The organism is Streptomyces sp. NPDC006872, from assembly GCF_040635845.1.
Lineage (GTDB): Bacteria > Actinomycetota > Actinomycetes > Streptomycetales > Streptomycetaceae > Streptomyces.
The window spans coordinates 50,634-75,155 of the sequence record NZ_JBEYIL010000030.1 but is presented as its reverse complement, the minus strand read 5'-3'; the positions used below and the strand labels follow the sequence as shown (position 1 = coordinate 75,155).

The 24,522-nt window shown below is 70.1% G+C and carries 21 protein-coding genes and 3 pseudogenes; 12 read left to right on the top strand and 12 right to left on the bottom strand.

Annotation, left to right across the window (positions count from 1 at the left end; genetic code table 11):
• Positions 1 to 41 precede the first annotated feature (41 nt).
• The 3 genes and pseudogenes from ABZ725_RS49040 to ABZ725_RS49030 all read left to right on the top strand — a co-directional run.
• Complete coding sequence (locus ABZ725_RS49040) at positions 42 to 245, top strand: hypothetical protein (RefSeq protein WP_358808879.1); 204 nt, start codon at positions 42 to 44, stop codon at positions 243 to 245.
• 120 nt (positions 246 to 365) lie between these two features.
• A complete protein-coding gene (locus ABZ725_RS49035; protein WP_358808878.1) occupies positions 366 to 3,308 on the top strand; it encodes an AAA family ATPase in 2,943 nt (980 codons plus the stop codon).
• Positions 3,309 to 3,360: 52 nt separating this feature from the next.
• Positions 3,361 to 3,815, top strand: a pseudogene (locus tag ABZ725_RS49030) (transposase); the annotation flags it as partial.
• A gap of 449 nt (positions 3,816 to 4,264) precedes the next feature.
• Here the strand turns inward: ABZ725_RS49030 and ABZ725_RS49025 are convergent.
• Positions 4,265 to 4,642, bottom strand: a complete 378-nt coding sequence (locus ABZ725_RS49025; protein ID WP_358808877.1) for a DUF6000 family protein — start codon at positions 4,640 to 4,642, stop codon at positions 4,265 to 4,267.
• Between the two features lie 202 nt (positions 4,643 to 4,844).
• Here ABZ725_RS49025 and ABZ725_RS49020 point away from each other — a divergent pair, with 202 nt between their 5' ends.
• Entirely contained in the window at positions 4,845 to 5,390 is a 546-nt protein-coding gene (locus tag ABZ725_RS49020; RefSeq protein WP_358808901.1) for a hypothetical protein, read from the top strand.
• 100 nt (positions 5,391 to 5,490) lie between these two features.
• On the opposite strand, the pseudogene ABZ725_RS49015 reads toward ABZ725_RS49020, so the two are convergent.
• From ABZ725_RS49015 to ABZ725_RS48995, 5 genes and pseudogenes are all read right to left on the bottom strand, one after another.
• A pseudogene (locus tag ABZ725_RS49015) lies at positions 5,491 to 5,697 on the bottom strand (zeta toxin family protein); the annotation flags it as partial.
• A gap of 5 nt (positions 5,698 to 5,702) precedes the next feature.
• Positions 5,703 to 5,972 carry a hypothetical protein gene (locus tag ABZ725_RS49010; RefSeq protein WP_358808876.1) on the bottom strand — a complete coding sequence of 90 codons (270 nt, stop codon included), beginning with the start codon at positions 5,970 to 5,972 and terminating at the stop codon, positions 5,703 to 5,705.
• Positions 5,973 to 5,999: 27 nt separating this feature from the next.
• The gene (locus tag ABZ725_RS49005) at positions 6,000 to 6,797 is read right to left on the bottom strand and encodes a histidine phosphatase family protein (RefSeq protein WP_358808875.1); all 798 of its coding nucleotides are present in this window, start codon (positions 6,795 to 6,797) and stop codon (positions 6,000 to 6,002) included.
• A 114-nt stretch (positions 6,798 to 6,911) separates the two neighbouring features.
• Positions 6,912 to 7,211 (bottom strand): hypothetical protein, encoded by a 300-nt coding sequence (locus ABZ725_RS49000; protein ID WP_358808874.1) that lies wholly within the window; start codon positions 7,209 to 7,211, stop codon positions 6,912 to 6,914.
• Between the two features lie 498 nt (positions 7,212 to 7,709).
• Complete coding sequence (locus ABZ725_RS48995) at positions 7,710 to 8,621, bottom strand: hypothetical protein (RefSeq protein ID WP_358808873.1); 912 nt, start codon at positions 8,619 to 8,621, stop codon at positions 7,710 to 7,712.
• A 1,034-nt stretch (positions 8,622 to 9,655) separates the two neighbouring features.
• On the opposite strand from ABZ725_RS48995, the gene ABZ725_RS48990 reads away from it, so the two are divergent.
• Together ABZ725_RS48990 and ABZ725_RS48985 are read left to right on the top strand one after the other, a co-directional pair.
• Positions 9,656 to 10,483, top strand: a complete 828-nt coding sequence (locus ABZ725_RS48990) for a hypothetical protein (protein ID WP_358808900.1) — start codon at positions 9,656 to 9,658, stop codon at positions 10,481 to 10,483.
• Between the two features lie 55 nt (positions 10,484 to 10,538).
• Positions 10,539 to 10,808 carry a hypothetical protein gene (locus ABZ725_RS48985; protein WP_358808872.1) on the top strand — a complete coding sequence of 90 codons (270 nt, stop codon included), beginning with the start codon at positions 10,539 to 10,541 and terminating at the stop codon, positions 10,806 to 10,808.
• Positions 10,809 to 10,895: 87 nt separating this feature from the next.
• Here the strand turns inward: ABZ725_RS48985 and ABZ725_RS48980 are convergent.
• Positions 10,896 to 11,561, bottom strand: a pseudogene (locus ABZ725_RS48980) (transposase); the annotation flags it as partial.
• A 116-nt stretch (positions 11,562 to 11,677) separates the two neighbouring features.
• On the opposite strand from ABZ725_RS48980, the gene ABZ725_RS48975 reads away from it, so the two are divergent.
• The 4 genes from ABZ725_RS48975 (at position 11,678) to ABZ725_RS48960 (ending at position 14,754) form a co-directional block, all read left to right on the top strand.
• Positions 11,678 to 12,499 (top strand): ATP-binding cassette domain-containing protein, encoded by an 822-nt coding sequence (locus ABZ725_RS48975; protein WP_358808871.1) that lies wholly within the window; start codon positions 11,678 to 11,680, stop codon positions 12,497 to 12,499.
• Entirely contained in the window at positions 12,496 to 13,257 is a 762-nt protein-coding gene (locus ABZ725_RS48970; RefSeq protein WP_358808870.1) for an ABC transporter permease, read from the top strand. The genes ABZ725_RS48975 and ABZ725_RS48970 overlap by 4 nt, the downstream gene beginning before the upstream one ends.
• Before the next feature lie 15 nt (positions 13,258 to 13,272).
• The gene (locus ABZ725_RS48965; RefSeq protein ID WP_358808869.1) at positions 13,273 to 14,064 is read left to right on the top strand and encodes a MerR family transcriptional regulator; all 792 of its coding nucleotides are present in this window, start codon (positions 13,273 to 13,275) and stop codon (positions 14,062 to 14,064) included.
• 369 nt (positions 14,065 to 14,433) lie between these two features.
• The gene (locus ABZ725_RS48960) at positions 14,434 to 14,754 is read left to right on the top strand and encodes a DUF6191 domain-containing protein (RefSeq protein WP_358808868.1); all 321 of its coding nucleotides are present in this window, start codon (positions 14,434 to 14,436) and stop codon (positions 14,752 to 14,754) included.
• A gap of 1,072 nt (positions 14,755 to 15,826) precedes the next feature.
• On the opposite strand, the gene ABZ725_RS48955 is transcribed toward ABZ725_RS48960, so the two are convergent.
• A complete protein-coding gene (locus tag ABZ725_RS48955) occupies positions 15,827 to 15,970 on the bottom strand; it encodes a hypothetical protein (RefSeq protein WP_358808867.1) in 144 nt (47 codons plus the stop codon).
• Positions 15,971 to 15,999: 29 nt separating this feature from the next.
• Between ABZ725_RS48955 and ABZ725_RS48950 the strand changes: the two genes are divergently transcribed.
• A complete protein-coding gene (locus ABZ725_RS48950; protein WP_358808866.1) occupies positions 16,000 to 16,392 on the top strand; it encodes a hypothetical protein in 393 nt (130 codons plus the stop codon).
• Positions 16,393 to 16,405: 13 nt separating this feature from the next.
• Here the strand turns inward: ABZ725_RS48950 and ABZ725_RS48945 are convergent, their stop codons facing one another.
• Together ABZ725_RS48945 and ABZ725_RS48940 are read right to left on the bottom strand one after the other, a co-directional pair.
• The gene (locus tag ABZ725_RS48945; protein WP_358808865.1) at positions 16,406 to 17,545 is read right to left on the bottom strand and encodes a winged helix DNA-binding domain-containing protein; all 1,140 of its coding nucleotides are present in this window, start codon (positions 17,543 to 17,545) and stop codon (positions 16,406 to 16,408) included.
• Between the two features lie 1,282 nt (positions 17,546 to 18,827).
• Complete coding sequence (locus ABZ725_RS48940) at positions 18,828 to 20,174, bottom strand: hypothetical protein (protein ID WP_358808864.1); 1,347 nt, start codon at positions 20,172 to 20,174, stop codon at positions 18,828 to 18,830.
• A gap of 376 nt (positions 20,175 to 20,550) precedes the next feature.
• Here ABZ725_RS48940 and ABZ725_RS48935 point away from each other — a divergent pair, with 376 nt between their 5' ends.
• Positions 20,551 to 21,657, top strand: coding sequence for a hypothetical protein (locus tag ABZ725_RS48935; protein WP_358808863.1), 1,107 nt, complete (start codon positions 20,551 to 20,553; stop codon positions 21,655 to 21,657).
• A 168-nt stretch (positions 21,658 to 21,825) separates the two neighbouring features.
• Here the strand turns inward: ABZ725_RS48935 and ABZ725_RS48930 are convergent, their stop codons facing one another.
• Positions 21,826 to 23,382 carry a serine/threonine-protein kinase gene (locus tag ABZ725_RS48930; RefSeq protein ID WP_358808862.1) on the bottom strand — a complete coding sequence of 519 codons (1,557 nt, stop codon included), beginning with the start codon at positions 23,380 to 23,382 and terminating at the stop codon, positions 21,826 to 21,828.
• Positions 23,383 to 23,908: 526 nt separating this feature from the next.
• Complete coding sequence (locus ABZ725_RS48925) at positions 23,909 to 24,517, bottom strand: TetR/AcrR family transcriptional regulator (protein ID WP_358808861.1); 609 nt, start codon at positions 24,515 to 24,517, stop codon at positions 23,909 to 23,911.
• Positions 24,518 to 24,522: the final 5 nt, after the last annotated feature.

The window sequence follows — 24,522 nt, the reverse complement described above, 5'->3', positions numbered from 1 at the left end:
GTCCGCATCCCGCGAACACATCCATCACCGCAGGGGGAACCTTGAACAACAATGACCGCACACCGGCCGAGGCGGAGCCCGACGACATCGCGGCCCACGATGGGGACGTCCCGCAGTATCCGGCCGGAGCGCTCGGCAGCCGGCTCAGGAGCGTGGTGGGATGGCGGCCGGTCATGGTCGCCGGAATGGCGATCGGAATGGCGATAAGCATCGTTCCCAGTACCGACACGATGTCCATCGGCTGACAGCCCTGTCCGGTCGGCCGACAGCACCAGGCGCTGTCGGCCGACCGGACGTCAGGGCTGCCGACTGCCCACTTATCAACCGTTCAGCGGACAGTTATACCCGGCGAATAGTTTTCGCGGGTGCATACCCACTCACCGACCGTCATAGGCCGGACCGGCGAACTGCGGGAACTCGACACGGCTGTCCCACAAGGCCGAGATCACCAAGGCGCGGTGGTCTTCGTCGTCGGCGACCCGGGAATGGGGAAGTCCCGCCTGGTCAACCAAGCGGCAGAGCAGGTCCGGAGCCACGGCGTCGTGTTGCAGGGACGATGCAGCAGCATAGGCGCCCCTATAACGCTGCGGCCATTGGCCGAGGCCCTGCTGTCGCTGGACCGGGCCAGCGCCGCCCCGCAGAACCCCGAACTCCGGCCCTATCGGACGGCGTTGTCCGCACTCGTACCGCAGTGGCGGGAGCGCACCGGGCCGAGTCGACCGGAATCCCTGATCGTGCTCGCCGAGGCCGTCCTGCGGCTGCTCGCCGCCGCCGGCAGAGACCAGGGATGTCTGCTCATCCTGGAAGACCTGCACGACGCCGACCCCGAGTCGATAGCGGTCACCGAGTACCTCGTCGACAATCTTCGGGGGCTGCCCGTCACCCTGTTCGTCACGCTGCGCCCCAACGACGGCCCGGCGTTGGACCTCGCCTACCAGAGCAGGGGCCGCAAAGCCGGCCATGTCATCGAACTCCGGCCGCTCACCGCGGACGGCGTGACACACCTCGCGGCCTCCTGCCTGGGCATCTCGGTGGACGAGCTGCCCGCCCCGGTGGCCCGACGACTCCTCCATGACGCCGATGGCACACCACTGATCGTCGAGGAACTGCTCAACGGGATGATCGCGACCGGGGCACTGCAACAGTTCGGCGCGGGCGACTGGCGCGTGGTCCGCGACCTCGACGCGACCGTCCCCGTCACCTTGACCCGCAGCGTCCTGACGCGTGCCGACAGCCTCGGCCCGCAGGGGAAGCGAGCGCTCAACACTGCGGCGCTGTTGGGCCGCCACTTCTCCTCGCCACTCCTCCAGACGGTCACCGGACTCGACAACCCGAGCCTGCACATCCACCTTCGATCCGCCGTGGATGCCCAGTTGATCCTGCCGGAGCACGGGCACGGCGACGCTTACGTCTTCAAGCACGCCCTCACCGTCGAGGCGTTACTGACCCAACTCTTACCGGGGGAACGGGCGCAGCTCGCCCGGAGCGCGGCGGAGGCGCTGGAGAAGGCCGAGGCGGATCTGCCGGGGAAGCGACTTGAGCTGGCGGCCGGTCTGTGGCACGCCGCCGGTGAACTCCACCGGGCAGGTCTCCTGCTCGCCGAGGCCGGCCACCTGGCCCTCCGAGAGGGACTTGTCGCCAACGCGGCACATCTACTCGAAAGGTCGCTCGAATTTATCGAGCCCCATTGCGACCAGAACACATGGGCCGATTGCGTCGAATCACTCCTCAATGCCCTGGTGGAATCAGGAGCCATCGAGCGGGCGTTCGAGTTCGCGCGATCGGTCGCCGAAACGGCCCTCATGAAGCTCGACGACGCACGCCGGGCGAATCTGCACGCCCAGCTGGCCTGGACGGCCGTCATGGTCGGCCGTTGGCCGGAAGCCGCCGAGCGGGTCGCGGCGGCCCGGTCGGTCCTCGGCAGCGACTGCACTCCCGAGCAGCGGGTCCCGGTCGACGTCGTAGACGGCTTCGTCCAAGTCCGCGGTGGGCGGAAGGCGCCGGGCCTCGACACCACGCAGGCGGAAACACTGGTCCGCGGCGCCGTCGAGTCCGCGGAGCGCATCGGTCTGCCGGTCATCGCCTGCCAGGGCCTGCAACTGCTCGCCCTGCTCGCCCGCCCGCGCGGCTTCGACGAGGCGGATGCCTGCCTGCGCCGCATCCTCGCCATCGCCGACAAGCACGGCCTGGGACTATGGCGAGCACGAGCCCTCAGCAGACTGGCGACCAACCAGGGGATGGTCACCGGCAGCCCGGACCAACTGGAGCAGGTCCACCGGGTGTTCCTGCAGATGGGCGCCATCGCATCCGCATACCAGGCCGAGTCCGCCCTCGCCATGCACGCGGTACTCAAGGGAGAGAGCCAACGAGCCGAGGAGACCCTCTCACGCTGCGCGTCCGCCCTCATACGCCTGGGCCACACCGGGGACCTGCAGTATGTGTACGTCGTCCAAGCCACCCTCGCCGCCCACCAGGGCCGACCCCGCGACATGGAAAAGCATCTGGCCGACTACCGCGACCGCGGCGGCGAGCACTCCGAATACACACCGGTGGTGCTCGGCCTCTGCCACGCCGTGTCCGCCTTGCTCGACGAGGACCGGCCAGCCGCCCGGGACGCCATGGCCGCTGCTCGCGCCTGGGACCTGGAGCACCCCGCCACGTACTTTCTCACTGGCTGTTACGGCCTGGAACTCCTGGTGGCGGCCGTCAGTGCGGACCTCGACCAGGACCGACTGGAAGCCGTCGCACGGAAAGGTCCGGCGCGCCTACGCTGGAACCTCCAGTTCGTCCACTTCACCCGGGCGGTGCTGCTCGGCGGGGACTCCCGCAACGACGAGGCCGCCGAAGCCGTCCAGCGGGCGATCCTTGCCTCGGCGCCGTTCCCCCTCGCCCGTCATCTAGGTCTGCGCCTGGTCTCCGAAGCCGCGATCACCGACGGCTGGGGCACGCCCGGCTTATGGCTGCGCACGGCCGAGGAGTACTTCCACGACGCGAACATCGCCCCCGTGGCCAGTGCCTGCCGCGCTCTCCTGCGCCAGGCGGGCATGCCGGCCACCCAGCGCCGCTCCGGCCACGGCAGGGTCCCCGAGGCACTGCGCCGCCATGGGATCACCGCGCGCGAGTACGACGTCCTCGTCCTGCTGGCCCGGCGATACGGCAACAACGAGATCGCAGAGCGCCTGTTCATCTCACCACGTACAGCGGAGAAGCACGTCGCCAGCCTGATGGCGAAGACAGACAGCCCGGGCCGCCGCGCCCTGTGCGAGTTCGCCCACCTCACCGCTTCCCCCGATCGCAAGGCCGACTGAGCGGTAGAACAGACACCGCTGCGGGTCCAACCATGCCCAGCCCTTCAGTTGGAGATTGGAGAGGGACTCCGGGGAGATGGTCGCCGCCACCATCCGCACCGTCTTCGCGCAGACCGCCGGCGAGCAGGTGCGCACCCAGCTGAACGTGGTCGCCGAGATGCTCGGACGGCAGTTCCCGCAGGTCAAGACGATGCTGCTGGATGCGGCGACGGACATCACCGCTTCGCCGACTTCCCTCCGGCGCACTGGAAGAAGATCTGGTCGACCAACCCGCTGGAGCGGTTGAACCGGGAGATCAAACGGCGGGCCGACGTCGTCCAGGTCTTTCCCAACCCCGCCGCCCTGGGCCGGCTCGCCGCCGCGGTGCCGGCCGAACTCCACGACGAGTGGCAGGTCTTCGACCGCCGCTACCTCTCCGAAGCCTCCATGGCCGAGCTCTTCACCACCCAGCCAACCGAACCCGAACCACAGATCACCTCACAACCGGAACCGAAACAGCTGCCGTGACTACACCACCCCGCGGGGCATGACCGCGATCTCGGCGGACGGTCCGGTCTGCCGGGGCTGCTACCGACCCCAGCGCCACTGCAGCAGCTGCGGAGAAGTCCGCAAGGTCGTCCGGCGCAGCGGCGACGGCAGGCCCAATCTGTGCTCCCGCTGCTATCGCGCTCCCCCGGTCGCCTGCTCCACCTGCGGCCGGCTTCGGCCCTGTGCGCTCAGGGTGGCGGGCCGGCCGCTCTGCCAGAGCTGTTATCCCCGCCCTACGGGCCCATGCGCACGCTGTCTCCACGACCGTCCTGTCCACGCCTACTGGCCGATGGGCCCGGTCTGCAAACACTGCTACGCGGCAGTGCGCGCACACCCCGGCGCCTGCGCCCAGCGCAAGCAGCAACATCCGCTCATCGGTTCCACCGACGCGGGTACCGGCATCTGCGGACCCTGCGCCGGAGTCGACCTCACCTACCCGTGCCAGCACTGCGGCACGAGCGAAAGGATCTTCCGCGAGCAGTTGTGCACCCGCTGCTTCGCCACGAAGCTACTTGCCGAAGCGCTCGATGGAGAAGCAACGGTCCCCGCACTGTCCCGCACAAGAAGGAGGGGATGGGGTCCGTGTTGGGCTGCATGTGAGACGCATCTAGGAGCCACGGCTGCCACAGGCCGCCCGGGCCCAGGAAACGGTCGGCTTGATCACCTCCAAGATTCAGGTCGATGAACTGGAGAGCGCCCATGACTACGGTCTGGTCGTACGCGAGGTCAGGGCGGCAGAGGTAGCGATCAAGGTAGGCGGCGAGCAGATCAGCGTCGCGCGCCGTTCCGAAACCGGCCAGGGCCACGCAGAGTGGCGATCTCACCCGCGGTGATGGGTCCCGCGTCCTCGCAGAGATCTCGCATGAATCGGTCGCACTCAGGACTTGGCATGCGCAGCATGCTGAGAAGGCGGTTTCTCTCGTGGGTGAGCCCCGGCATCATGGTCGTCGGTAGGTTCATATGCGAGAGGGACGAGTGCGGCGGGTGTCTGGAGACGGGCAGGCGGATTTGACGGAGCTGTGGCAGCAGCGTTGGCCCGGTTGCCCTCCGGTTGGGTACAAGCTCCGTGACCCGTACCGGGATGTCTGGGTACGTTTTCACAGCCTGCCGGAGTCGAAGCGGTACGCGGAGGACGAGAGCGAGTACACCGTCGTCCTGGAGCGTTACAACACCGTCCTCGATGAGTTGTTCGCTGGTGCGGACGTGTATGTGATCACTCCGCTCTGGACGACCGAAGCCGAGGTTCCGTCGTCGCAACCCGTCACGGGGTATTGGCAGAGCCTGCTGGTGGAGGACGATCCTGACCCTGAGTTCCGCACGTACTGCCACCTCTTCGCCGCCCGCCGGCCCTGGCGGCGAGGCTGCATCGACGAGTCGCTCCGAGACTTCGCCGACGACAAGGTGGCGGGAATCCTCATCACCGACACCCTCATGCAGTGCATCCACCACCCCTACGACGGTGGTGCCGACGTCTTCCTTGCCACGTCCGAGGAACGGGACCGGATGCGCGATCGCCATGGCGACTGGCGTTCCAGTCATCCCTCGGGTCTCTGACCGGCTCGGATCGCCGCCCCGGACCAGGGCGTCCGCCTCCTGAGGACGCTCCCCCTACCAGCGGGCGTACTCGGGATGGTGGGGGGTTGTAGAGGTCCATGTTGATCCACGCCGCCGGGCCGTTGCGGTCGAGGGCGTCCTTGACCATGCGCGTCACCGCCGTCTTGCCCGCCCCGGTCTGGCCGGACACGATCACGACGACCGGGGCGCTCTGCGGGGCGCAGCCGTCGAGGAAGACGGGGGCGATCTGCTCCCGGAAGATACGGCGGTTCTCCTCCAGCGGCAGCCGGCCCCCAGTGGTCGGCATGTTGCTCACGCCGCCCCGGTGGTCAGGTGGCGGCGCACCGTCCGGCACAGAACGTGGGCGCGCTCCAGGGCGGCCGTGTCGTCCGGGCGCAGCTGGAGCTGGGCACGGTTGAGGTCCACCTGGTAGCGCGTCAGGTTTTGGGTGACGGCTGCGTCTTCGGCGTCGTTCAGGGCGGTGGACACCTCGGCGACGGCTGCCCGCAGGTCGCTGAGCGCGGCTTCGTAGGCCTCGTCGCCGTACAGGCTGCCGGGCAGCGGCTGGACGTGGGAGAGCACGGGGTCGTAGGGGGGGCTGCTGGTCGGTCATCCGGGTCCTTCCGGGACCGCGATGTCGGTGAGGTGGGCGGTCTGGCCCCAGTGGGCGAGCCGGAGATGGCGTCCGTCGCCTCGCCAGTGCGTGACGGAGGCGTTGGGGACCGGCGGCAGATCGTGGGGGACGGGCGCGCCGAGACCGGACAGTACGTAGCGCAGGGCGATGACGACCGCGTCATGGGCGACGAGAAGAACGCGGCGCCCGGCGGCGGCCCCGGCCAGCTCGGTGGTGAAGTCCCGTACGCGCAGGGCGACGTCGGCGAGCGCCTCGCCGCCCGGTGGGCGATAGGACCACTCGCCCAGCATGGCCCGGCGTGCGGCTTCCTCGGGCGCCCGGGCCGCCAGCGCGCTCGGCGGGTGAAGCTCGAAGACGCCCATCTCGCGGTCGCGCAGCCGCTCGTCGACGAGCACCGGCACATCCGCCGCCGGTCCGGCCATCGCGTCCCAGGTCTGCCGGGCCCGCGCATAGGGGGAGCAGACCACCAGGTCCGGCCCGGTGCCGGGAGCGTGACCGGCGAGCCAGCCGGTCAGCGCGCGGCCCTGGGCTTGTCCCAGCGCGGACAGTGGAACGTCGCTGTCGGGTCCCGCGACCGGCAGATCGGCAGAGCCGGTCCGTTCGGCCTCGGCGAAGGCGACGTTGGCGGTGCTCTGCCCGTGCCGGACCGCCCACAGCGCGGCGAGCGCGGACGGCGGCAGCAGGGCCTCGCCGTGTCGGTCGTCGCGGCCCGGCACCGCCGCCGGCGTGGCTGACTCGGGTTCGCCCCGTGCGTCGCGGTGCGGTGCGGACATGCGGCCTCCCGTGGTCGGTTCCCTCATGATCATGGCCCGGCCTTCCCTTCCCGGCCAAGGAGATGCCGTCGGACCGTCGACTTTCGGGCGGCAGCCGGTTCGGTCCGGCGACCCCTACCGGACACTGCCGGTGCTGGTGGCCGCCGGGCCGGGGGCCGGGCCCCCGGAGGGCTGACCGATCTGGACGCCGCCGACGAGGAAGGAGCCGATCACGATGACGCCCGCCGCCGCGGCGACCGCAGCCGTGAGCCTGTCCCCCTTGGACGTCGTGCTGCCGGTCCCCGCGGCCGGTGCCATCCCGCGGTGGACCATGCAGCCGACGGCGAGCGCCAGCCCCACGACGAGGACGGTGGCGAGGTCGAGCGTGACGTTCACGAGGAGTTCCCCCTGGATACGGGCATGCGCCGCTCGCATGCGGGCGTGGAGCATGTGCGTGCCTCACCCCTTGCGTCTTGGGCTGATGACTCGGCCAGGGCCGGGAGTGTGCGGCACCGAGGGGTTAGCCGCGCAAGCCCGCCAGAACGTGATGGACACCACACAGAGAACCGATGAAACCCGTTCTGCAGAAGGGAGGGCGAGGCCGCGGTCAGGTGACCGGAAGGCCGGAGCGGCGCTGCGTGACGCGGCGACGCTGTTCGGCGGCCAGCCGCTTCACTGGGACCGGCTTCCCCGCACGGGGAAGCCGGTCCCAGTTGGGCATCGCGCTTCGCTGTGGGCCAGGGCGCCGGCGACGTCGGTGGCGAGGGCGTAGCCGGGGCTGTCGTCCAGCAGTTCCTTGCGCCGGTTGTAGCGCTGCGTGGTGCGGCTGTCCTTGTGGTCGGCCCAGCGCTGGATCTTGTCCGGTCGGGCGTCCTTCTTCGCCAGGGCGTGGGTGATGGCGTCGACCTCGACTCCGAGGGGCGGCGGCCCCGGTCAGTACAGCGGCGACTGCGGCATGTGGTGGTCGGGCCAGAAGGGGTCGGGGGGAGGCGGGGGCGGGTTGGTCCGGGCCTCCGCGGCGGCGTTCGCGAGGCGGCTCGGCCATTCCGCCACCCACATCAGGGCGACCGTCCCGACGAGGGGCCAGAAGCCGTCGATGTGCAGCAGACCCGTGAGCGACACGATGAGCCAGAGCACCAGCGCGTTGGCCGAGACGAGGATCAGCGACGCCACCCCGGGCACGGGCAATGTCAGGGTCAGCGCGAACCGCAGATGGAACAGGGCGGCGACGACGGCGAGCGTCAACCACGGGGTACCCGTCGCATCCACCCCGTCCAACCACACCGCCGAGAGCGCCAGACCCGCCAGACACAAGAGGTAGCCGGTCAGCGAACGCAGGGCCCCGGGGCGGCGGCGCTTCACCGGCAGGGCGAGCACGAGCAGCAGCACCGTCTCCACGGCGGCGACGACGAGTCCGGCGGTGACGAGGTCTTTGAGCCCACCACCGAGGTCGACGTCCAGGCCAAGCCCGGCGCTCAGCTCCACGCCGGCCCACAGCGCCGTGGGCCCCACGACCGTCAGAACGACGGCCGACAGCACCATGCCCAGTCCGACGTAGAAGAAGTGCCGGCGCATCGTCGCAAAGAACTCCCAGTCGGAGGTGCCCCCATCGGGCTCCTCCGCCATGCGCCGCTGATTGCGCACCGCGGCCCGAACGAGCGTCCGCCTCAGTGGCATGGGCACGAGCAGGACGACGGCGGTGAACACGACGGCCACGACGACCACGGCCACCGCCCGCTCGGCCCCGGTGCCGCCGAGCCGTAAGGGGCCGACGACCTCGGAGGCCGCCCACACGCCGCCGGCCGCGCACGCCCATTTCCTGATGACCCGCCCCGTAGTCTTCATGGAGCCAGAATCCCGCCCGGAAGTCGGCGGGGGAACCCCGCTGGCAGGGAGTCGCCGATTCACCGTCAGCGGTGACCGTGGGGCCGGTCGCAGGCACGGGCCAGCGTGATGACCGCCGGGCCCAGACGTACAGGGACAGGCAGGTCACCGTGCGGATCGGGGCACTGGGCGGGCTGCTGATGAGGGCCAGAGCCACCGATGATGACCGTCTGCTCCGGCGGCTGCTGTGCCCGGTGTGCGGACGCATGACCTACGCGGCGGGTCCCGGCGCCGGGACGCCAAGTATTGCTCTGCCCGTTGCCGGGACCGTGCTTACCGGCCCCGACACCGCCAGCCCGACAACGGCAGGGAAACACCCGACCAGGACGCCGACGCGGACGCGGGTCAACCACAGCCCGACCACCTACGGACTCCAGAGCACGATGCGGGTCCGGATCGGAGAACTCCAAACCCTCAACTGACGCCCGGGGAGGAGTGCCACCTGTTCGTGGCGTCGTGCTGTCGCGCGGATCAAAGCGGAGGCCGGTATCTATCGCTGTGGCTGGTTTGTGCCGCATGCTGTGCAGACAGGTGAGCCTCCCCCCTCAGGCGGAGAACCCCCTGGCCGGGCCCTGCCCTCCCGTGAGCGGTGGGGCCCGCCGCGCCTCCCGGCTCCCCACGGGAGGCCACGCGGCTGCCCGAATGCCGACGACAGGACAGCTGTCACCATGCCGGCGAACCATCCAGTCAGCGGCCAGTCACGGGAACGCTCTCCAGGGCCAGTCGCGGTCCTCGCGCAGGATGACCGCTCGGACGGAATCGGCCAGGAGCCGGGACTCGGCCGAACGGGACCAGACGACGCATGGCTGCACTCCGACGTGACCGCCCATGCACGTTCTGCCTCGCCGACGCGGCTCACGACGCCCGATGTGCGGCACGGAGGCAGCGGGCCCCTGCGCCCGCCCGCCCCCGACCTAAAGTGGCCTCGGACAACATCCTTATGACTGCGGGGGGGGCGAGAGCTGGTGGGCTCACGTAGAGCGTGTCGCGTGACAGTGGCCGCGTGGTTCGGTGCTGTCGCCGTGCTGGGGCTCGGCGCCTGTGGGACGCAGGTGGCCGGTGAGGGGGACGACGGGGTGCCGTCGGCGTCGGCGAGTGAGCCGCTCCCATGGACCACCATGCAGCCCTCCACCGTCACCGGCGTCCGGCTCGGCGAGGACGGTCGCACCCTGCTGATCGACATGCAGGTGCCCAGTGGCGCATGCGCGTGCGTGCGTGAGCTCAAGGCCGCCCTCACCGACCCCGTGAAGAACACCGTGCGGGTGCAGATCACCTTCGCCTCACCGTCCGGGGACCGGGCTTCGGGATGCACGAAGGAGACCCCGGCCACGGCTAAGGTCACCCTGCCCGCGCCTCTGGGCGACCAGGACGTGATCGTCGACAACTACACCCACTTCACCCGCGACGGCGCCAAGCCGCCCGCCTTGCGGTTGTGCGGGGAACTGGGCTGCACACCGCCTGCCACCGGTTGCACCCCGGCCTCGTACGAACAGGCGTTGAAGGCGGTCGGCGCGCCCCAGCACACCTACCGGGACTCGGAGAAATGCGCCGGGGAGTGGCTCGTCATGGACTTCTCGTGGCGCACGGGACCGGCGTGCGGCGACACCACCGACCCAGCCTGCACTTCGCGGTTGGGCGACCGCTGGTACTTCCGGGCAACGAAGGAGGGGTGGGAGCCGATCCTGGAGGGCTCGGCGGGCGGCTGCCGTCAAGTGCAGCGCAGGGAGCCGGACTTCCCGACCGAGCTGTGCGAGTCGCTGGCTCCCCTGCCGTCCTCCCTGCACCCGAACTATCCCCCTGCGTCCGCCCCCGGCGCTCAGTAGACCCACTCGGGCCACACGGGGGGGGTGTCCCCATCTCTTGGGGCAAGGTGGATGGGTGCTGCTTCAGGGCGTCTGGAACGATGTGCCCGTGCATGTCGATGATCAGACGGTGGCAGTGGGCGGGAACGGACCGGAGTGGACGGGCGCGGTGAGCCAGCGCCTGCGGTGCTGCATCTGTGGTGGGTCCACCGATGGCTCTGAGGAGTACGTGCTCGTCGAACTGACGGCGCAGTCCGCCGACACACGCCAATGGCTCGGCGCGCATGCGGAGCACCTGAACTCCGTCCTTGCAGAAGGGTTCTCCGTGGAGGTTCACAAGATGTAGGGGTTCCGTCATGACGCTGCACGATCCTGGTTCGCAGACAGGAACGGTTGCCTTCACCCCGCTCCGGATGTCTGAAGTTCGTGAAACGGTGCCGTCTCCGAGCACGGCGAACAGGGCGTCGGCCCGGCGGCGGGCGAGGCAGAGCAGGGCCGCCTGGGTGCGGTGCCTGCCCTGGGCGATCTTCCTGTCGAAGCAGGTGCGGGTGGCCGGGTCGGCCGGCGCGGCGAACGCCGAGACGGAAAAGGCCCGCCCGAGCCGCTTGTTCCCTCTCCGCGAAGGCTGTTCGCCGCGGATGGAGGGCCCGGAGCTCCGGGTCGCCGGGGCGAGGCCGGCGTAGGCGGCCAGGCGGACGGCCGACGGGAACGCGGCGCCGTCACCGACAACGATGAGGATGCGGCGGGTGAGTCGCCGGTCCTGATGGCGATGCCGGGCATGGACATCAGAACCGGGGAAAGAGGGTGGTCCTCCAGCAACTCCTCGATCTGGTGGGCCGCCAGCTTGCGACATGTCGTCGATCAGCCGCTCGGCCATCCTGGGTGCCGTGGGACGGATCAAGGTGATGAGCCGTCGGCGTCCGGCCTTGCGGATCAGGGTCGGCGAGCCGAACCGGTCCAGCAGCCCGAGCACGGCCGGGTGCTGCATGCGCGGGCCCAGAACCCGTTCCAGATGTGGGTGGTTCTGCGTGAACAGGCCCCGCAGACGGTCGGACACGCGGGTCGCCTCGGCGGCGAGGCCGCCGTCGAACCCCACAAGATCTGGATGCCGCGGTCGGAGCCGGCTTGACCTTGACGCTGGGTCAACCCTCCATCCTTCCGGCAGGGGCGTCCTCGCAGACGCGTGGAACAGCCCCGCAAAGGAGGCAGATGACCATGACGGCCAAAACGATCGCCGGTCCGGCGATGCGCGTGCAGGGTCTGGAGAAGTCGTACGGGAAGCTCGAAGTGCTGCGCGGCGTGGACTTCGACGTGGCGCCGGGCAGCATCTTCGCCCTGCTCGGCTCCAACGGGGCGGGCAAGACCACGACCGTGAGGATCCTCGCCACACTCCTGAAGGCCGACGCGGGAACGGCGAGCGTCAACGGCTTCGACGTCGCCACGCAACCGGCGAACGTGCGGGAGTCCATCAGTCTCACCGGGCAGTTCGCGGCCGTCGACGAGATCCTCAGCGGTCGGGAGAACCTCGCCCTCGTCGCCAGGCTGCGCCACCTCAAGGACCCGGGCGCGATCGCGGACGACCTGCTGAGACGTTTCTCGCTGAGCGAGGCGGGCGCGCGCCGAGTGTCCACGTACTCGGGTGGGATGCGCCGCCGGCTGGACATCGCGATGAGCCTCATCGGGAATTCGCCGGTGATCTTCCTGGACGAGCCGACGGCCGGACTCGACCCCGAGGCGCGCATCGAGGTGTGGCATGCGGTCAAGGAGCTCGCCGGCCACGGAACGACGGTGCTGCTCACCACACAGCATCTGGACGAGGCCGAGCAGTTGGCCGACCGGATCGCGATCCTCCACCAGGGTCGGATCATCGTGAACGGCACCCTCGCCGAGCTCAAGCAGCTCTTCCCGCCCGCCACGATCGAGTACGTCGAGAAGCAGCCGACTCTGGAGGAGATCTTCCTCGCGGTCATCGGCGGCGGAGACAAGAGCCGCGACAAGAGCGACGCCACTGGCACGACAACTGGGGGACAACGATGACCACGTACTTCTTCAGCGACACCGCCGCGCTCACCGGGCGGACCCTGCGCCATGTCACACGCAGCATGGACACCATCATCACGACCGTCATCACGCCGGTCGCCATGATGCTGATGTTCGTCTACGTGTTCGGCGGCGCCATTGACACCGGATCGGTTTCGTACGTGAACTACATGCTGCCCGGCATCCTGCTCATGACCATCGCATCGGGCGTCTCCTACACCGCGTACCGGCTGTTCACCGATGTGAAGAGCGGGATCTTCGAGCGATTCCAGTCCATGCCGATCGCGCGGTCAGGTGTGCTGTGGGCCCATGTCGTCACCTCTGTGGTCGCCAACCTGATCGCGCTCGTGCTCGTCGTGGGCGTCGCCGTGCTCATGGGCTTCCGCTCCGGGGCAGGCGTGTCGGCATGGCTCGCGGTCGCCGGCATCCTGCTCTTGTTCACCCTGGCGCTGACCTGGCTCGCCGTGATCCCCGGGCTCTCCGCGTCGTCGGTCGAGGGAGCGGGCGCGTTCGCCTACCCGCTCATCTTCCTGCCGTTCGTCAGCTCGGCGTTCGTGCCCACGAAGACGATGCCCGGCCCGGTGCGCTGGTTCGCCGAGCACCAGCCGGTGACGTCGATCGTCAACACGATCCGTGCTCTGTTCACAGGGCAGCCGGTCGGCGACGACATCTGGATCGCGCTCGCGTGGTGTGTGGGCATCCTCGTCGCGGCGTACGTCTTCGCGATGACCGCCTATCGCCGGAAGATCGCCTGAGGCAGGCTGAGACCCATGCTCACGATCAGCCAGCTGGCGGCGTACTCCGGGGTGACCGTACGGGCGGTACGCCACTACCACAAGATCGGGCTGCTGCCCGAGCCGGAGCGCGACCGGTCCGGGTACCGGACCTACGATGCCGCCGCGGTCGTGCGACTGATCCGGATCCACACCCTGGCCGACGCCGGCGTGCCGCTGGCCAGGGTGCAGGAACTCCTCGACGCCGGCCCGCAGGAGTTCGCCGGCGGCGTCCAGGAGATCGACAAAGACCTGCGCGCCGAGATCCGTCGGCTGCAGGACACCCGCAGCCGACTCGCCCGCCTCGCCGCCGGAGAGCACCTGGCGCTCCCGCAGAGCGTCGTGGACTACCTCGACCGGCTTCGCGGTCTCGACGTCGGGGAGCGGTACATCGAGCTGGAGCGGGATGCCTGGATCATGATCGCCGCGCAGGTGCCGCACCTGATCGACTCCGTGATCGCCAAGAAGCACGAGGAGCTGGACGACCCCGACATGGTGAGGCTCTACAGCTTCTTCACCGGGGAGCCCGACTGGCCGGCCGGCGATCCACGGATCGTCGAGATCGCCGACATCCTGGAGCGCCTGATGATCCGCGCCGTGGAGGCCGGCGAGACGGGCGCCGACGGCTTCGACGATCAGTTCGTCGCCCTGATGGACTCCACCATGCTCGAGTCCGCACCCGGCGCCGAACTGGTGCTGGCGATTCTCAAGGAGCGTGGCTGGAGCGGCTGGACCCGCATCGAGCGAGTGCCCGCCGACAGACTCGACACCGAACCGCCGCCAACCTGAAGCGGCAGGCCACCAGGCGGGAGCGACCTCGTCCGGGGGCGTCCGTACTGCTCGGGACGCACATCCGACACCCCCGGGAAATCCAGCGCGAGCAACAGCCGCCGTCCCCCAGGCACTCGAACCCGTGACGCCGCCCCGCACCGACCACGAACCGCAGCCCCCGGACGCCCCCGCCAAGCCAACTCCCCCGGCCTCGACGAAAACACCGACACCCGCCCCATGCCACAGACCCGCCACCACACCCACACCCCAACCAGCCATCCCCCACACCACCCGCGCGGCCACCCAGCCCCGAACACCAGCCGACCACGGCGGCGGCCAGCAGAAATGGTTCTGATCCAACTGGTCGCTGACACCGGAAAGGGGGGCATGGGATTCGCCGTCTTCATGACCCTGCCCGGACTGGTCATCGTGCTGACCATCGTGGCCTTCGCAGACCAGCTGCTTCTGCGGGCCGGGCGGGCCGGACTGCTGCCCTGGCGCAACAGCGTCCGGCAGGGCCAGATATCCGCGACCGGGTTCGAGCAGCTGCATGCGAGCTTTTCGCCAGGGAAGCAGAACGAACTCAAGGAGCGGCAGTCGGCCCTGCTGATGCGGGACGACGAACAGGACGGAGCGCCACCGAACCGGACAACGGTGGACCTGGAGCGCGGGACCGCAGTCGTCCGGATGCCGGGAGCCGGCCAGTAGCGAACCTCTGACGGCAACGCTCAACTGCCGAAGGGCCATGCAGAGTCCGGCTGAACGCGACCATCGCCGAGTGCCGGAATGACCAACTGCAACACTCAACGGCCGGCTGAGGCACCCAGTCACCGACACAACGCCCCCAGTGGTCCCGGCGCAAGCCGATCCCCGGCACCGCTCCAGACCGTCAGGAAGCCACAGAGCCGTCACCAACCGGGGCCGCTCGAAGCCGTCATGCCGGGACCGCTGAACAACGTCACAGCCAGTCGCCGTCACAGACAAGGCGGATGTCGACGGTCAGCCCACATCGGGACCGGCCGCAGGCGTCGCCGCCCGGTCGGCCCTGCCGGCTGATCCCCGCTACAAGCCCACGTCGCACAGCAGCGCCGTCAACGCAGTACACGGGCCGAGCGATCCCCCGCCTGCAGATCACAGACGTCTCCGCGGCCTGACGTCTACGAATCGGAGGCGGGCGCCGCACCCCAGCACGCAGACCAAGGGCGCACCGCGCACCGTCACGCTGCGCGACGTCAGGCTGGGCTCGGGCGCTGTGCTCGCCGGACCGGCCCACGACCCGTGTACTCCATGACGCCCTACACGCACCACCGGTCGCCTCGAGCACCGGGACAAGGAACGCGCGGCCGCCGGTGACGGCGGCCTGCCCCTGACCTCGCTGCGCTGCGCTGCCTTTGACACGACGCCCAGCACGTCGGGAAATCCAGGCAGCGGATCGAACCGGCGCACCCCCAGGGACCGGCCCGGGCCGCACCCGGCGCTGCCAGGCGCCCAGGTCCCTCCGCCTCCGTCTCGGCCCGCTCAGGCCGCCCGAGGCTGCTGACCGCGGGCGGGGGCGGGCGGCAGCCGCGTGGGCGATGCCGCAGATCCGTGCCCCTTCCGGCCGGCCGGTACTCCCGGCGCACCGGTCATCCAGGGTCGGCTGCTGCTCGCCACCCGCTGCCCGGCTCCCCGCTCCGTCCTGCGGCCCGCGCGCCCCCACCACCGGAGCCGGCGAGCGCCGCCGGACGGGTGAGGCGTCCCCCGTCAGCTCGGCGGCGGGCCGGGCCACGGTCCGGTTCCGTCACATACGGGCGACCTGGATCTCGCCGGCGTCGATCAGCGCCCGGCGCGGCTGCTCCGCCTCGGCCGGGCGCTCGGTCGCGGGCAGGGCTGCGGCGGCCTGGAGCAGGGTCCGGGCGTGCCGACAGACGTCGGCGTCGTACAAGGGGCCGGGGGCGCGGGGCGGGTGAGCAGGTGCGCGGCCAGGAGCAGCGGGGCATCGGGGCTGCGTGGGCGGCCGGCGGCGCGTTCGGCGACGGCGTCGGCGCTCTGCCGGCCCGGGGTGTGCTCGGCGCTGCGCCGGGCCAGGGGCAGCCACGCCTCGTCCCCAAGGACTCCGGCGGCGGCCAGCTCCTGGCCGTCAAGGACGGCATCGACCAGATGCTCGAACAACTCGCCCTCACCGACGAGGAACGCGCAGCCCTCGAAGGCGACTGCGAAGCTGTCACCGCACTCGTCGAACGCCTCGCCGACACTCCCGCTCCCGCTCCCGACGGGCTTACCCCCAGCGAGCTGGGGAACAGCGTCGCCTTCAACCCGCCCACGCGGCTCGCCGACACAGTCACGCAACACCCGTCCCCTACGTGACGTGACGGCGCGGTCAGCCCTTGACGATCGTGCTCTCGACACCGGGAAACCCCTTGTCCCACCAGTGTCCGTAGCGGCGGTAGACGGCCGGATCGCGGTCGGCGAGCAGAGCCGACAGTTTCTCCGCCTCCTCGGTCAGCCCCTGCCATACACGCTTGCCGAGCTTGCGGAAGGCGGTCAGTTCCAGTCCGCCGTCGACCGCGCGCCACACTCCAGCGACCTGCCCGTCGACGAGCAGACAGGGCAGCATGTCCCCGTTGCGCCGGACGACCAGCGGTCGGTACTCCGGGGGCAGAACCCGCCCGGGGACGGCATGGGCCAGCAGAGTGCTGTCCCACATCGGCAGCAGCCTCGGCGGCGCCGGGGTGTCCTCAGCGGGCACGGCAGCGCCTGCCAGGTCGAACAGGGCGGCGCGCCCCGGACCTGCCACCCGCACCACCTGGTCTCCGAGCGCGTGCAGCGCCTGGGTGATCACTGAGCGCCCCAGCAAGGTGAACCGGGCGAAGTCCTGGGCCGACGCCGGCCCGAACGCCCGTAGGTAGGCGAGCAACAGCCACTGCACCCCGGCTGCCGCTTCCCCCGGCGCGGCTCCGAAGGCCGTCGGGGAGGCGAGGTAGGCGTGCGGCTGGGTGAACGACCACGGGCCGCTGGTCGGCACATGATGTATCGGCGCGTACGTCCGCAGCGCCCACCACACACGGTGCGCGTGTTCGCCGAACCGCCCCGTGACCTCCTCCTCCACCTCGGCGCCGGTGCGGGGTTGCGCCAGGAACTCCTCAAGCTTCGGGAGCAGTGCGTCCGCGTCGGCGTGGGTCAGTTCTGTCGAGGTGAAGCGGCGGTCGTACACCCGCGACGCCCGCAAGGTGCTCAGCATGGCGGCGTGGTACGGCGCGTAGTCCTCGGCGTGGACGGCGTGCAGCGTGATCCGCATGAGGGTCGCCTTCACGATCCGGCGGTCCGCGAATGCGGCGTCGAGATCCTCGGGCGCGAAATCCTGCACGCGGTTCCACAGCGCCAGGTACGGCGACGCCGGTGTCTGCGCCTGCAGAGCGCAGACACGGCGGACCGCCTCCGCCACATCGAGGCGCCGGCGTTCGAGCAGGAGCTGACGGTCCAAGGTGGCCAGGGCAAGCTGCCGCGCAGTAAGGATCACGCCCGGATTATGCCGCCCCTGGCCGCCCCGGGCAGCAACAGTCCGTCAACCCGCCCCAGAAGACCGGCAGTTCAGAGTCCGCGGTCCATACGCCCTCGGGCAAAGCTCCAGCTCTCCGGGCTTTCGTATCGCGTGCCCGTCGCGCCCCTTCATCCCCATAGAGAAAGGTCGCGAACCTGCCTCGATCCTCAACGACTTGCCGCTTCCCGGTCTCGACGGGAGCCATGGCTGACCACCTGGACCGGATGCGCGCCCACCCTGAGATCGCCGGACGCGTGCTGCGCCTGGAGTACACCTCAGTCAGCCCCAACCCCAGGCTAAGCTGTTCGGCCGCCGCAGCCTGCTGGAGCAGTTCGCCCCCGGCCGGACCGCGGACCGCCCCGTCCTCGCCGCTTTCGAGTTCGAGGAGGAGCTCACCTGCCCGTGGGCGCTGTTTCACGTGCGGAGGATCCTGCCGGTCGCGAAGGCGCACCCCACCCGGCGCAGGCGGCCCATGCGCGTGCGGGACGAGGTGTGGGCGCTCACACAACTGCTCTGGTCCCATGCCGAGTTGGCCGCCAAGGTCACCTCGCTGGAAGGGCAGGCCGACAGCGTCGGCGCGAGCGCTCTCCCGAGCGCTCCGGCCCAGACCCTCGACGCAGCGCAAAGTGCGATCGCCGATCGGATCCGCCGCCTGGAGCACTACGTTCAGACCCTGCAGGCGGCGGAACAGGCCGAGCAGGCCGCAGTCGAGCAGGAGGAACGGCGTGCCTCCCTGGAGCCCTTGCTGCGCGATCAGGCCGTCCGGTACGACGGCGAGGCTCTCGACCTGCTGGCCCGGGCAGGTGAGGGCTCCTTGGCTCCGGGTCTTCCAGCACCGTCTCCCGAGGGTGGCGCACCCGAGGCTCGGCATCCTCTCCATACACTCCGCCGTGCCGCCTCACGACTCAGGCGCACGAAGTCCTCCGCCCGCCGCCAGGATGACGGCCGCACCCGCCGGACGGCTCGACCTGGCCGTCGCCGACGCCGTCGATCCGCATCACACAGCCGCATGGGGTGCTCACTTCGCACAGGTGCCGCAGCGGCAACGCTCGCAGCCCCCATTGACGCCACTCGTCCGTTCCTTGAGGATCACGAGCGCGCAGCCGCCGAGCGAGAAGCTGTGTCACATCCTATTTCTGCTGGTCAAAGGCTTGAGGCGACGAAGGACCGTGCGAAGCGGTCGCGGGTCGAGCACACCTCCGCGCTCCAGGGAGCTGTGGCTGAGCGATTCACTTGGCGGGGGAAGGACTTGAGTTGGCGGCTATTGGGGAGACGGCGGGGCAGGAGGCGGCGCAGCGGCGTCCGCGAGGATTGCGCGGTGGGTGCTCAGAGCGGCGGCCAGGAGGCTTTCGTCCAGTCTCATCTCGGCGTCGCGGGTGGAGTCGTTGACGGGGATGCGGGTACGCCTGTCGATCAGCGCCGTCACGGCCGGCAGCGCGGGGCGCGCGTGGCTGCCCATCCGGGCGAGACCCGCCAGGTAGTACTCGCCGACCGCGTAGTCGGCCAGGTGCGGTGTCATGAGGGCGAGCAGCCGGGACAGTGCGGAAGGACCGGCGTGCCGCAGCCACAGCGGGGCGCACTCGGCCTGTGAGCGGCCGGGGCGGCGGAAGGTCAGGTTGTACAGCTGGGCCGCCTGTCGGAAGGTCAGCGGGCCGGCGTCCAGCAGGGCCTCGAAAATCTCGGAGGCGTGAGCGAGGCGGGTGACGCCCACAGGCTTGGCGGCGAGGAGCGCGGCGGCGGATGCGCTGTCGTACGCCGTCGCGGTGGACGGGATCCGGCGGGCCCTCGGGGACGGCGTGAAGGGGGCTTCGGCGAGGAGAGCTCCGTGCGTCCGCATCGCCGCCTCGGAGATCGAGGCTGTCTCGAGGGCCGCACCAAGAGCCGGGGTGGCCCTCTGGCCTCGGTGCTGGACGAGCAGCGGCAGCAGCCTGACCGGGGCCGCCCGCCAGTCGTGGCACGCCTCGCGGGCCAGGTCGGTGCCGATGTCCCGGGTGGCCGGGTCGGCGAGGAGGCGGGCCACGAGAGCGTACGTGTCGTGCTCGCGCCTCAGTCCGTACAGGGCCTGGCCCCAGATGTGCCCGATGTCCGCCAGGTGGTGCGCGGCCTCCCGGACGTCGTCGAGGAGTGCGGCGTCCAGGGAGCGCCATCGCGTGGGTGGCGCTGCCCGCAGCGTCTCCAGGTGGGCGAGGAAGCGGACCGAGGCGAGGTCGTCATCCGTCAGGTGGGCGGCGGTCGGGCCAAGCGCCCTGGCCAGGATGGTGCGCACGACGGGATCGGCGAGTTCGCCGAGGGCCGCGAGAACCAGGCCGGGCCGCCCGCGGTGGCCGAAGAGGCATGCGGCTCGGCGCCGTACTTCCTCGTCGGGGTCACTGAGCCGGGCCACTGCGGCGTTGACGGCCTCTGGCCAGGGCCGTTCGCGGGCCAGGCTATGGAGGAGGTCCAAGGCCTCCCGGCGCACGAAGGGGGTGTCGGCGTGGGCAAGCCGGAGCAGCCGGGTGGCGACGGGGCCGGCGCGGTCGGCGCGTATCGCCTCGAAGAGCGCGATACGGGAAGGGTGGGCGGGTGTCGTGGCGGTGCCGTCGGCCACGGCCTCGTCCGGCCACGTCATCGGGCGGGGCGGAGGCCGCCCTTCCGTGCTGAAGCTTCGATCATGCGGCCGATCATGCCACACGACACAACAGCTCGGGCAGGGCGTTGCAGCCTGCGCACAGCACGTGACGAAACTCGCCGACTGAAGTGCTCCTTTGGCTTCGTTCACGAGAATGGGCAGCAGATGTTGACCACTTCGGGAGGCGCCACACCACACTGGGAATTCGAACACCGAGTGAGTCGCTTGCCGCAGTCAGAGGCGGCGGCTGGCACTTGCCCGCACTGCGTTGATACTCCACGACGGGGCAGGTGCCGTTCCCGCAACGGATGAGAAAACATGCTGGCCGGCTGTCGGCGAGCTGCGAAGATGCGTCTGCTTCCCAGGCGGAGGACATTTGTTCGTTCTCGTATGTGCGGGGTGCGGCGCCGAGTTGACCACCCCGCTGTCCCAGGTCTCACTGCCGGTCCACGCCCGTCAGAAGTACGGGAACGGGGCCCAGCTTCCGGTGCTCCTGCAGTCAGGGACGTTTGCCGTGGACCCCGACCCCTGGGGAGGGCCGTGGCGAATGTGGGACGAGATCGATCCGGGTGAGGCGGAGGCACGCGGCATCTACGCGCCGGTCTACGCCCTTTCCGACAGCACGCCCGGGGCGAGTGTCATCGCGCCCGGCGATATCCGTGGAACCCGACTGATTCCGGAGAAGCGCGGCGGTGCCTGCTGTGGCCTCGACGGAGCAGACGGGCCCAACATGGCCTGCGAGGCATGCGACCTCCCCGTGGCGACCAGGGTCGACGACTGCTCGCTCTGGCAGGCAGTGCGGCTCAGCTCGGACGCCGTGCGCCGAGTTCCCGTTGACGGTATCCACGCTACGCCCCTCTCCTGGGCGGAGCTGGCAGAGGAGGGGGAGAGAATACCCCCGTTCGAGCCGATTGCCACGTGGGGAGGACGGTTGGGGTCGAACCACTACTGGTCGTGGAGTCCGCAGTGGGAGGCGGCAGCCGGCCAGGCGCTCGCCCACCTGCTGGTTGCCTCCCAGGGGCAGCCGGTGACGGTCCCTGGCGGTCTGACCGCGGACATCTTCCAACGCGCGCTCGACGCCCTGCTGCCGGCAGGCCGCCCGAAGCGACGCGCCGTCCTGGCTGGACCGGGACAGCCCTCCCCGGACGCGGGCGTCGGCATCCTCCTCGCGCCGGTCCATCCCCAGACGGGTCAGACCTGGACCCCCGCCGGCCCGACTGCGTCGGCATACCTGGTGCCCCTGCCGCTGGGGGTGTGGCTGTGGCTGGTCTCTCCCCAGTCGTACTTGCCGGTTCCCGCATCGGGCCGCATACCCCAAGACGTCCTCCGCGACGACCCGCTCCCGCTGCTCCCCAACTACCTGTTCCGGGCCGATCGGGGAACGTTCCAGCACACCTTGGTGCGGCTACCAGCCGTGCGCAGCCCGTGGCTGCGCACGATCCTCGAGAACCTCACGCAGGGCACCTCGGCCGACCTTTTCTAGCCGCCCGGCAATCGAACAGCGCCAGACTCTCGTGTCTCCCAGAGCGGTCGACATCTGCTGTCCAATCTCGTGAACAATGCCGCTCAGTCGCAGGAGCCCGGGGCGATCTCGATGCCGCGCGGACGATCGGCCGGGACCTGACCAGAGCTCTGAACCAACGCGGCCGGCTCACGAGTCGTCCTCGGGTTCCACTGCGTTGCGCCAGACGGTGAGGTCTACAGTCACGTATATCGCGGGCTCGTCGTCCGGTGAGTAGCTTCGTACGGTGACGAGTCCGATATGGCCGGCGCCCGTGGTGATGCAGATCTGGCTCCCCTTGCCGACGTTCTCCCGCGAGATCTGCGTCGTGTAGCGGGTGTCCGTTCGGCATGTGTCCAAGGATCCCGTCTGTCCGCTCCTGAGCAGCACGAGAGTGTTCTCGCTGCCGGCGCCCGTGTCGGTGGCGAAGTATCCCTCGTCGTAGCCGAAGTCTCCGTCGTAGAGGGCGCCATTTCCGGAGTAGGGGCGGGGTGGTTCGTCGGCGAGGCTGATGCTGTAGTCCACCGGGATGTTGAGTGTATATTTGGCAGGTTTCGGGTCTGCTGGTGGCTCCGTCGTTTCCGGGCCGCTGCCCGTGTTCGCCTGTGACGGGCTGCTCGGGCTGTTCGGGCTGCTGGTTCGGCTTGGTTGCCTGGTTGTGTCCTGGCCGAGATCCTTGCTCCCGCCGTCGTCGTTGCCCAGGAGAGCGGTGACGCCGGCGCCTGCGAGAGCGGCTACCAGGACGGCCGCCACGGCCAGCGCGATCCGTTTGCGCCTGGCGGGTTGCGGTGGGGGGATGGACGCGGCGGTGTGGCGATCGATGTCGGCGGCCACGGCGGGCGGCAGCCAGCCGTCCGGGCGGCGCAGTTCCGTCTGCGGCGAGGCCCGTTGGCATATGTCAATGATCTCGGCGGGCGAGGGGCGAAGGCCGGCGTCCTTGTCCAGACAGCGAGTGACCAGCTCATTCAGTTCTTCCGGCAAGCCGGAGAGACCCGGCTCTTCGTGCACGATGCGGTAGAGCACGGTGTGCGAGGTGCCCTCGCCGAAGGCCGGGGTGCCGGTGGCGGCGTAGACGGCGATCTGACCGAGGGCGAAGACGTCCGTGGCAGGCGTGCAGGCCGCACCGGACGCCTGCTCGGGGGTCATGAAGGCGGGAGTGCCGACGATGACGCCGCTGCGGGTCAGTGAGGTGGCGTCGGCGGCCCGGGCAATGCCGAAGTCGATGACACGCGGCCCGTCGGCCGCCAGCAGCACATTGGACGGCTTGAGGTCGCGGTGGACGATGCCGGCGCCGTGGATGGCCTGCAGCGCCTCGGCGATCCCGGCGACGGCCAGCACCACGGCGGGAACCGGCAGCGGCCCGTGCCGGGTCACGGCGGCCTGGAGGGAGGGACCCGCCACATAGGCCGTGGCGAGCCACGGGCGCTCTCCCTCCGTGTCGCTGTCGATGACCGGTGCGGTGTACAGGCCCTGCACGAGCTGCGCGGCCTGCACCTCCTGCCCGAAGCGGCGGCGGAACTCCGGGTCACCGGCCAGATCCGGACGTATCACCTTGATGGCCACCGGCCGCCCGCCCGGCGTATAGGACAGGTACACCGTGCCCATGCCGCCCTCGCCCAGCCGAGCAGTGATCCGGTATCCCGCGATGGCTGCCGGATCACCAGCCCTCAGCGGCCGGAACACCTGCTCCACGCCCTCAGCAGTCATCAAACTCCCTTCTCGCTGTGTACATGCCCACTCATCGCGGGGTGAACATAAGCGAAGGCTCCTTCCCGCGGCAGCCGAACAGGCGCGGAAGACGTACAACCGTAACCACCCGGCACAGGGCTGCAGTTCGTGTACTCGTGCTGTCGTGGGCGGTTGTCGGAGCTCAAGATCGTCTGCCGCTCCGGTGATCGCAGTTCCTCGCCGGGCGGAGGGGCCGGTCATGGTCAACCAGGTCTGCGGTGAGCTGGGGATTTCCCTGGAGCCGGCCGCTCGGAGGCACTGCGCTCGAAGCTGAACCGACTGGCCGAGCGCGGCCGGCGGCGCAAGCCGACCGACGGGAAGTTCACCACCATGCCGTGAACACGCCGCAAGGGTCACGCTGTGCGGCTCGGGCCGTAACGTCCGTGCCCCCGGCGGCAGTTGATAGTTCATGCCAAAGCGGAGGGCTTGATGGCCGGCGATGTCGCTGATTTGGGTGCGGTTCCTCGCTTCGGGTGGCGCGACACGCTCCCACGGGCGCCTGCTGTCAGACGGGTGGCCAGTTCCGCAGCGCCGCGTCGGCCACCTGCTGGAGTTCGGAGCGGGTGGCGCCGCCGACAGCCTGGACGGCGATGCCGTTCGCCACGGTCATGACGTATCGGGCGAGCAGTTCCGGGTCCGCGCCGGGGGGCAGATCACCCTCGTCGACGGCCTGCTGGAACCGGTGCCGGAGGCGAGCACGGCCGTCGTCGCGCCAGGCGATCAGGGCATCCTGGGCCGCCCGTCCGGAGTCGCCGGCGGCCAGCGAGCCCTGCACGCCCAGGCACCCGGCGGGGCAGCCGGGGCGGGTGGTCGTGCTGACCGAGCCGGCGAGGAACGCCGCGGCCACCTCCCGGGCGCTCGGCTTCTCCAGCGCGCGGGCCGCATAGGCGGCGGGACCTTCGGTGTAGCGCTCCAGGGCCTTGCGGAACAGCTCCTCCTTGTTGCCGAAGGCCGCGTACATGCTCTTGCGGGTGATGCCCATGGCGCTGGTCAGGTCGGTCAGGCTGGCGCCTTCGTAGCCCTGCTCCCAGAAGACCAGCATCGCCCGCTCCAGGGCCTCGTCGGCGTCGAAGCCTCTCGGCCGGCCGAGCGGCGCTTTCCGGGTGATCTCCATGACCC

Bases quoted from the DNA above. Each gene is read 5' to 3' on its own strand.
- ABZ725_RS49005 (WP_358808875.1), bottom strand. From the start codon at position 6,797: ATGTCCGCACCGCACCGCGACGCACGGGGCGAACCCGAGTCAGCCACG.
- ABZ725_RS49000 (WP_358808874.1), bottom strand. From the start codon at position 7,211: ATGCGAGCGGCGCATGCCCGTATCCAGGGGGAACTCCTCGTGAACGTC.
- ABZ725_RS48995 (WP_358808873.1), bottom strand. From the start codon at position 8,621: ATGAAGACTACGGGGCGGGTCATCAGGAAATGGGCGTGCGCGGCCGGC.
- ABZ725_RS48975 (WP_358808871.1), top strand. From the start codon at position 11,678: ATGACGGCCAAAACGATCGCCGGTCCGGCGATGCGCGTGCAGGGTCTG.
- ABZ725_RS48970 (WP_358808870.1), top strand. From the start codon at position 12,496: ATGACCACGTACTTCTTCAGCGACACCGCCGCGCTCACCGGGCGGACC.
- ABZ725_RS48965 (WP_358808869.1), top strand. From the start codon at position 13,273: ATGCTCACGATCAGCCAGCTGGCGGCGTACTCCGGGGTGACCGTACGG.
- ABZ725_RS48960 (WP_358808868.1), top strand. From the start codon at position 14,434: ATGGGATTCGCCGTCTTCATGACCCTGCCCGGACTGGTCATCGTGCTG.
- ABZ725_RS48940 (WP_358808864.1), bottom strand. From the start codon at position 20,174: ATGACGTGGCCGGACGAGGCCGTGGCCGACGGCACCGCCACGACACCC.
- ABZ725_RS48930 (WP_358808862.1), bottom strand. From the start codon at position 23,382: ATGACTGCTGAGGGCGTGGAGCAGGTGTTCCGGCCGCTGAGGGCTGGT.
- ABZ725_RS48925 (WP_358808861.1), bottom strand. From the start codon at position 24,517: ATGGAGATCACCCGGAAAGCGCCGCTCGGCCGGCCGAGAGGCTTCGAC.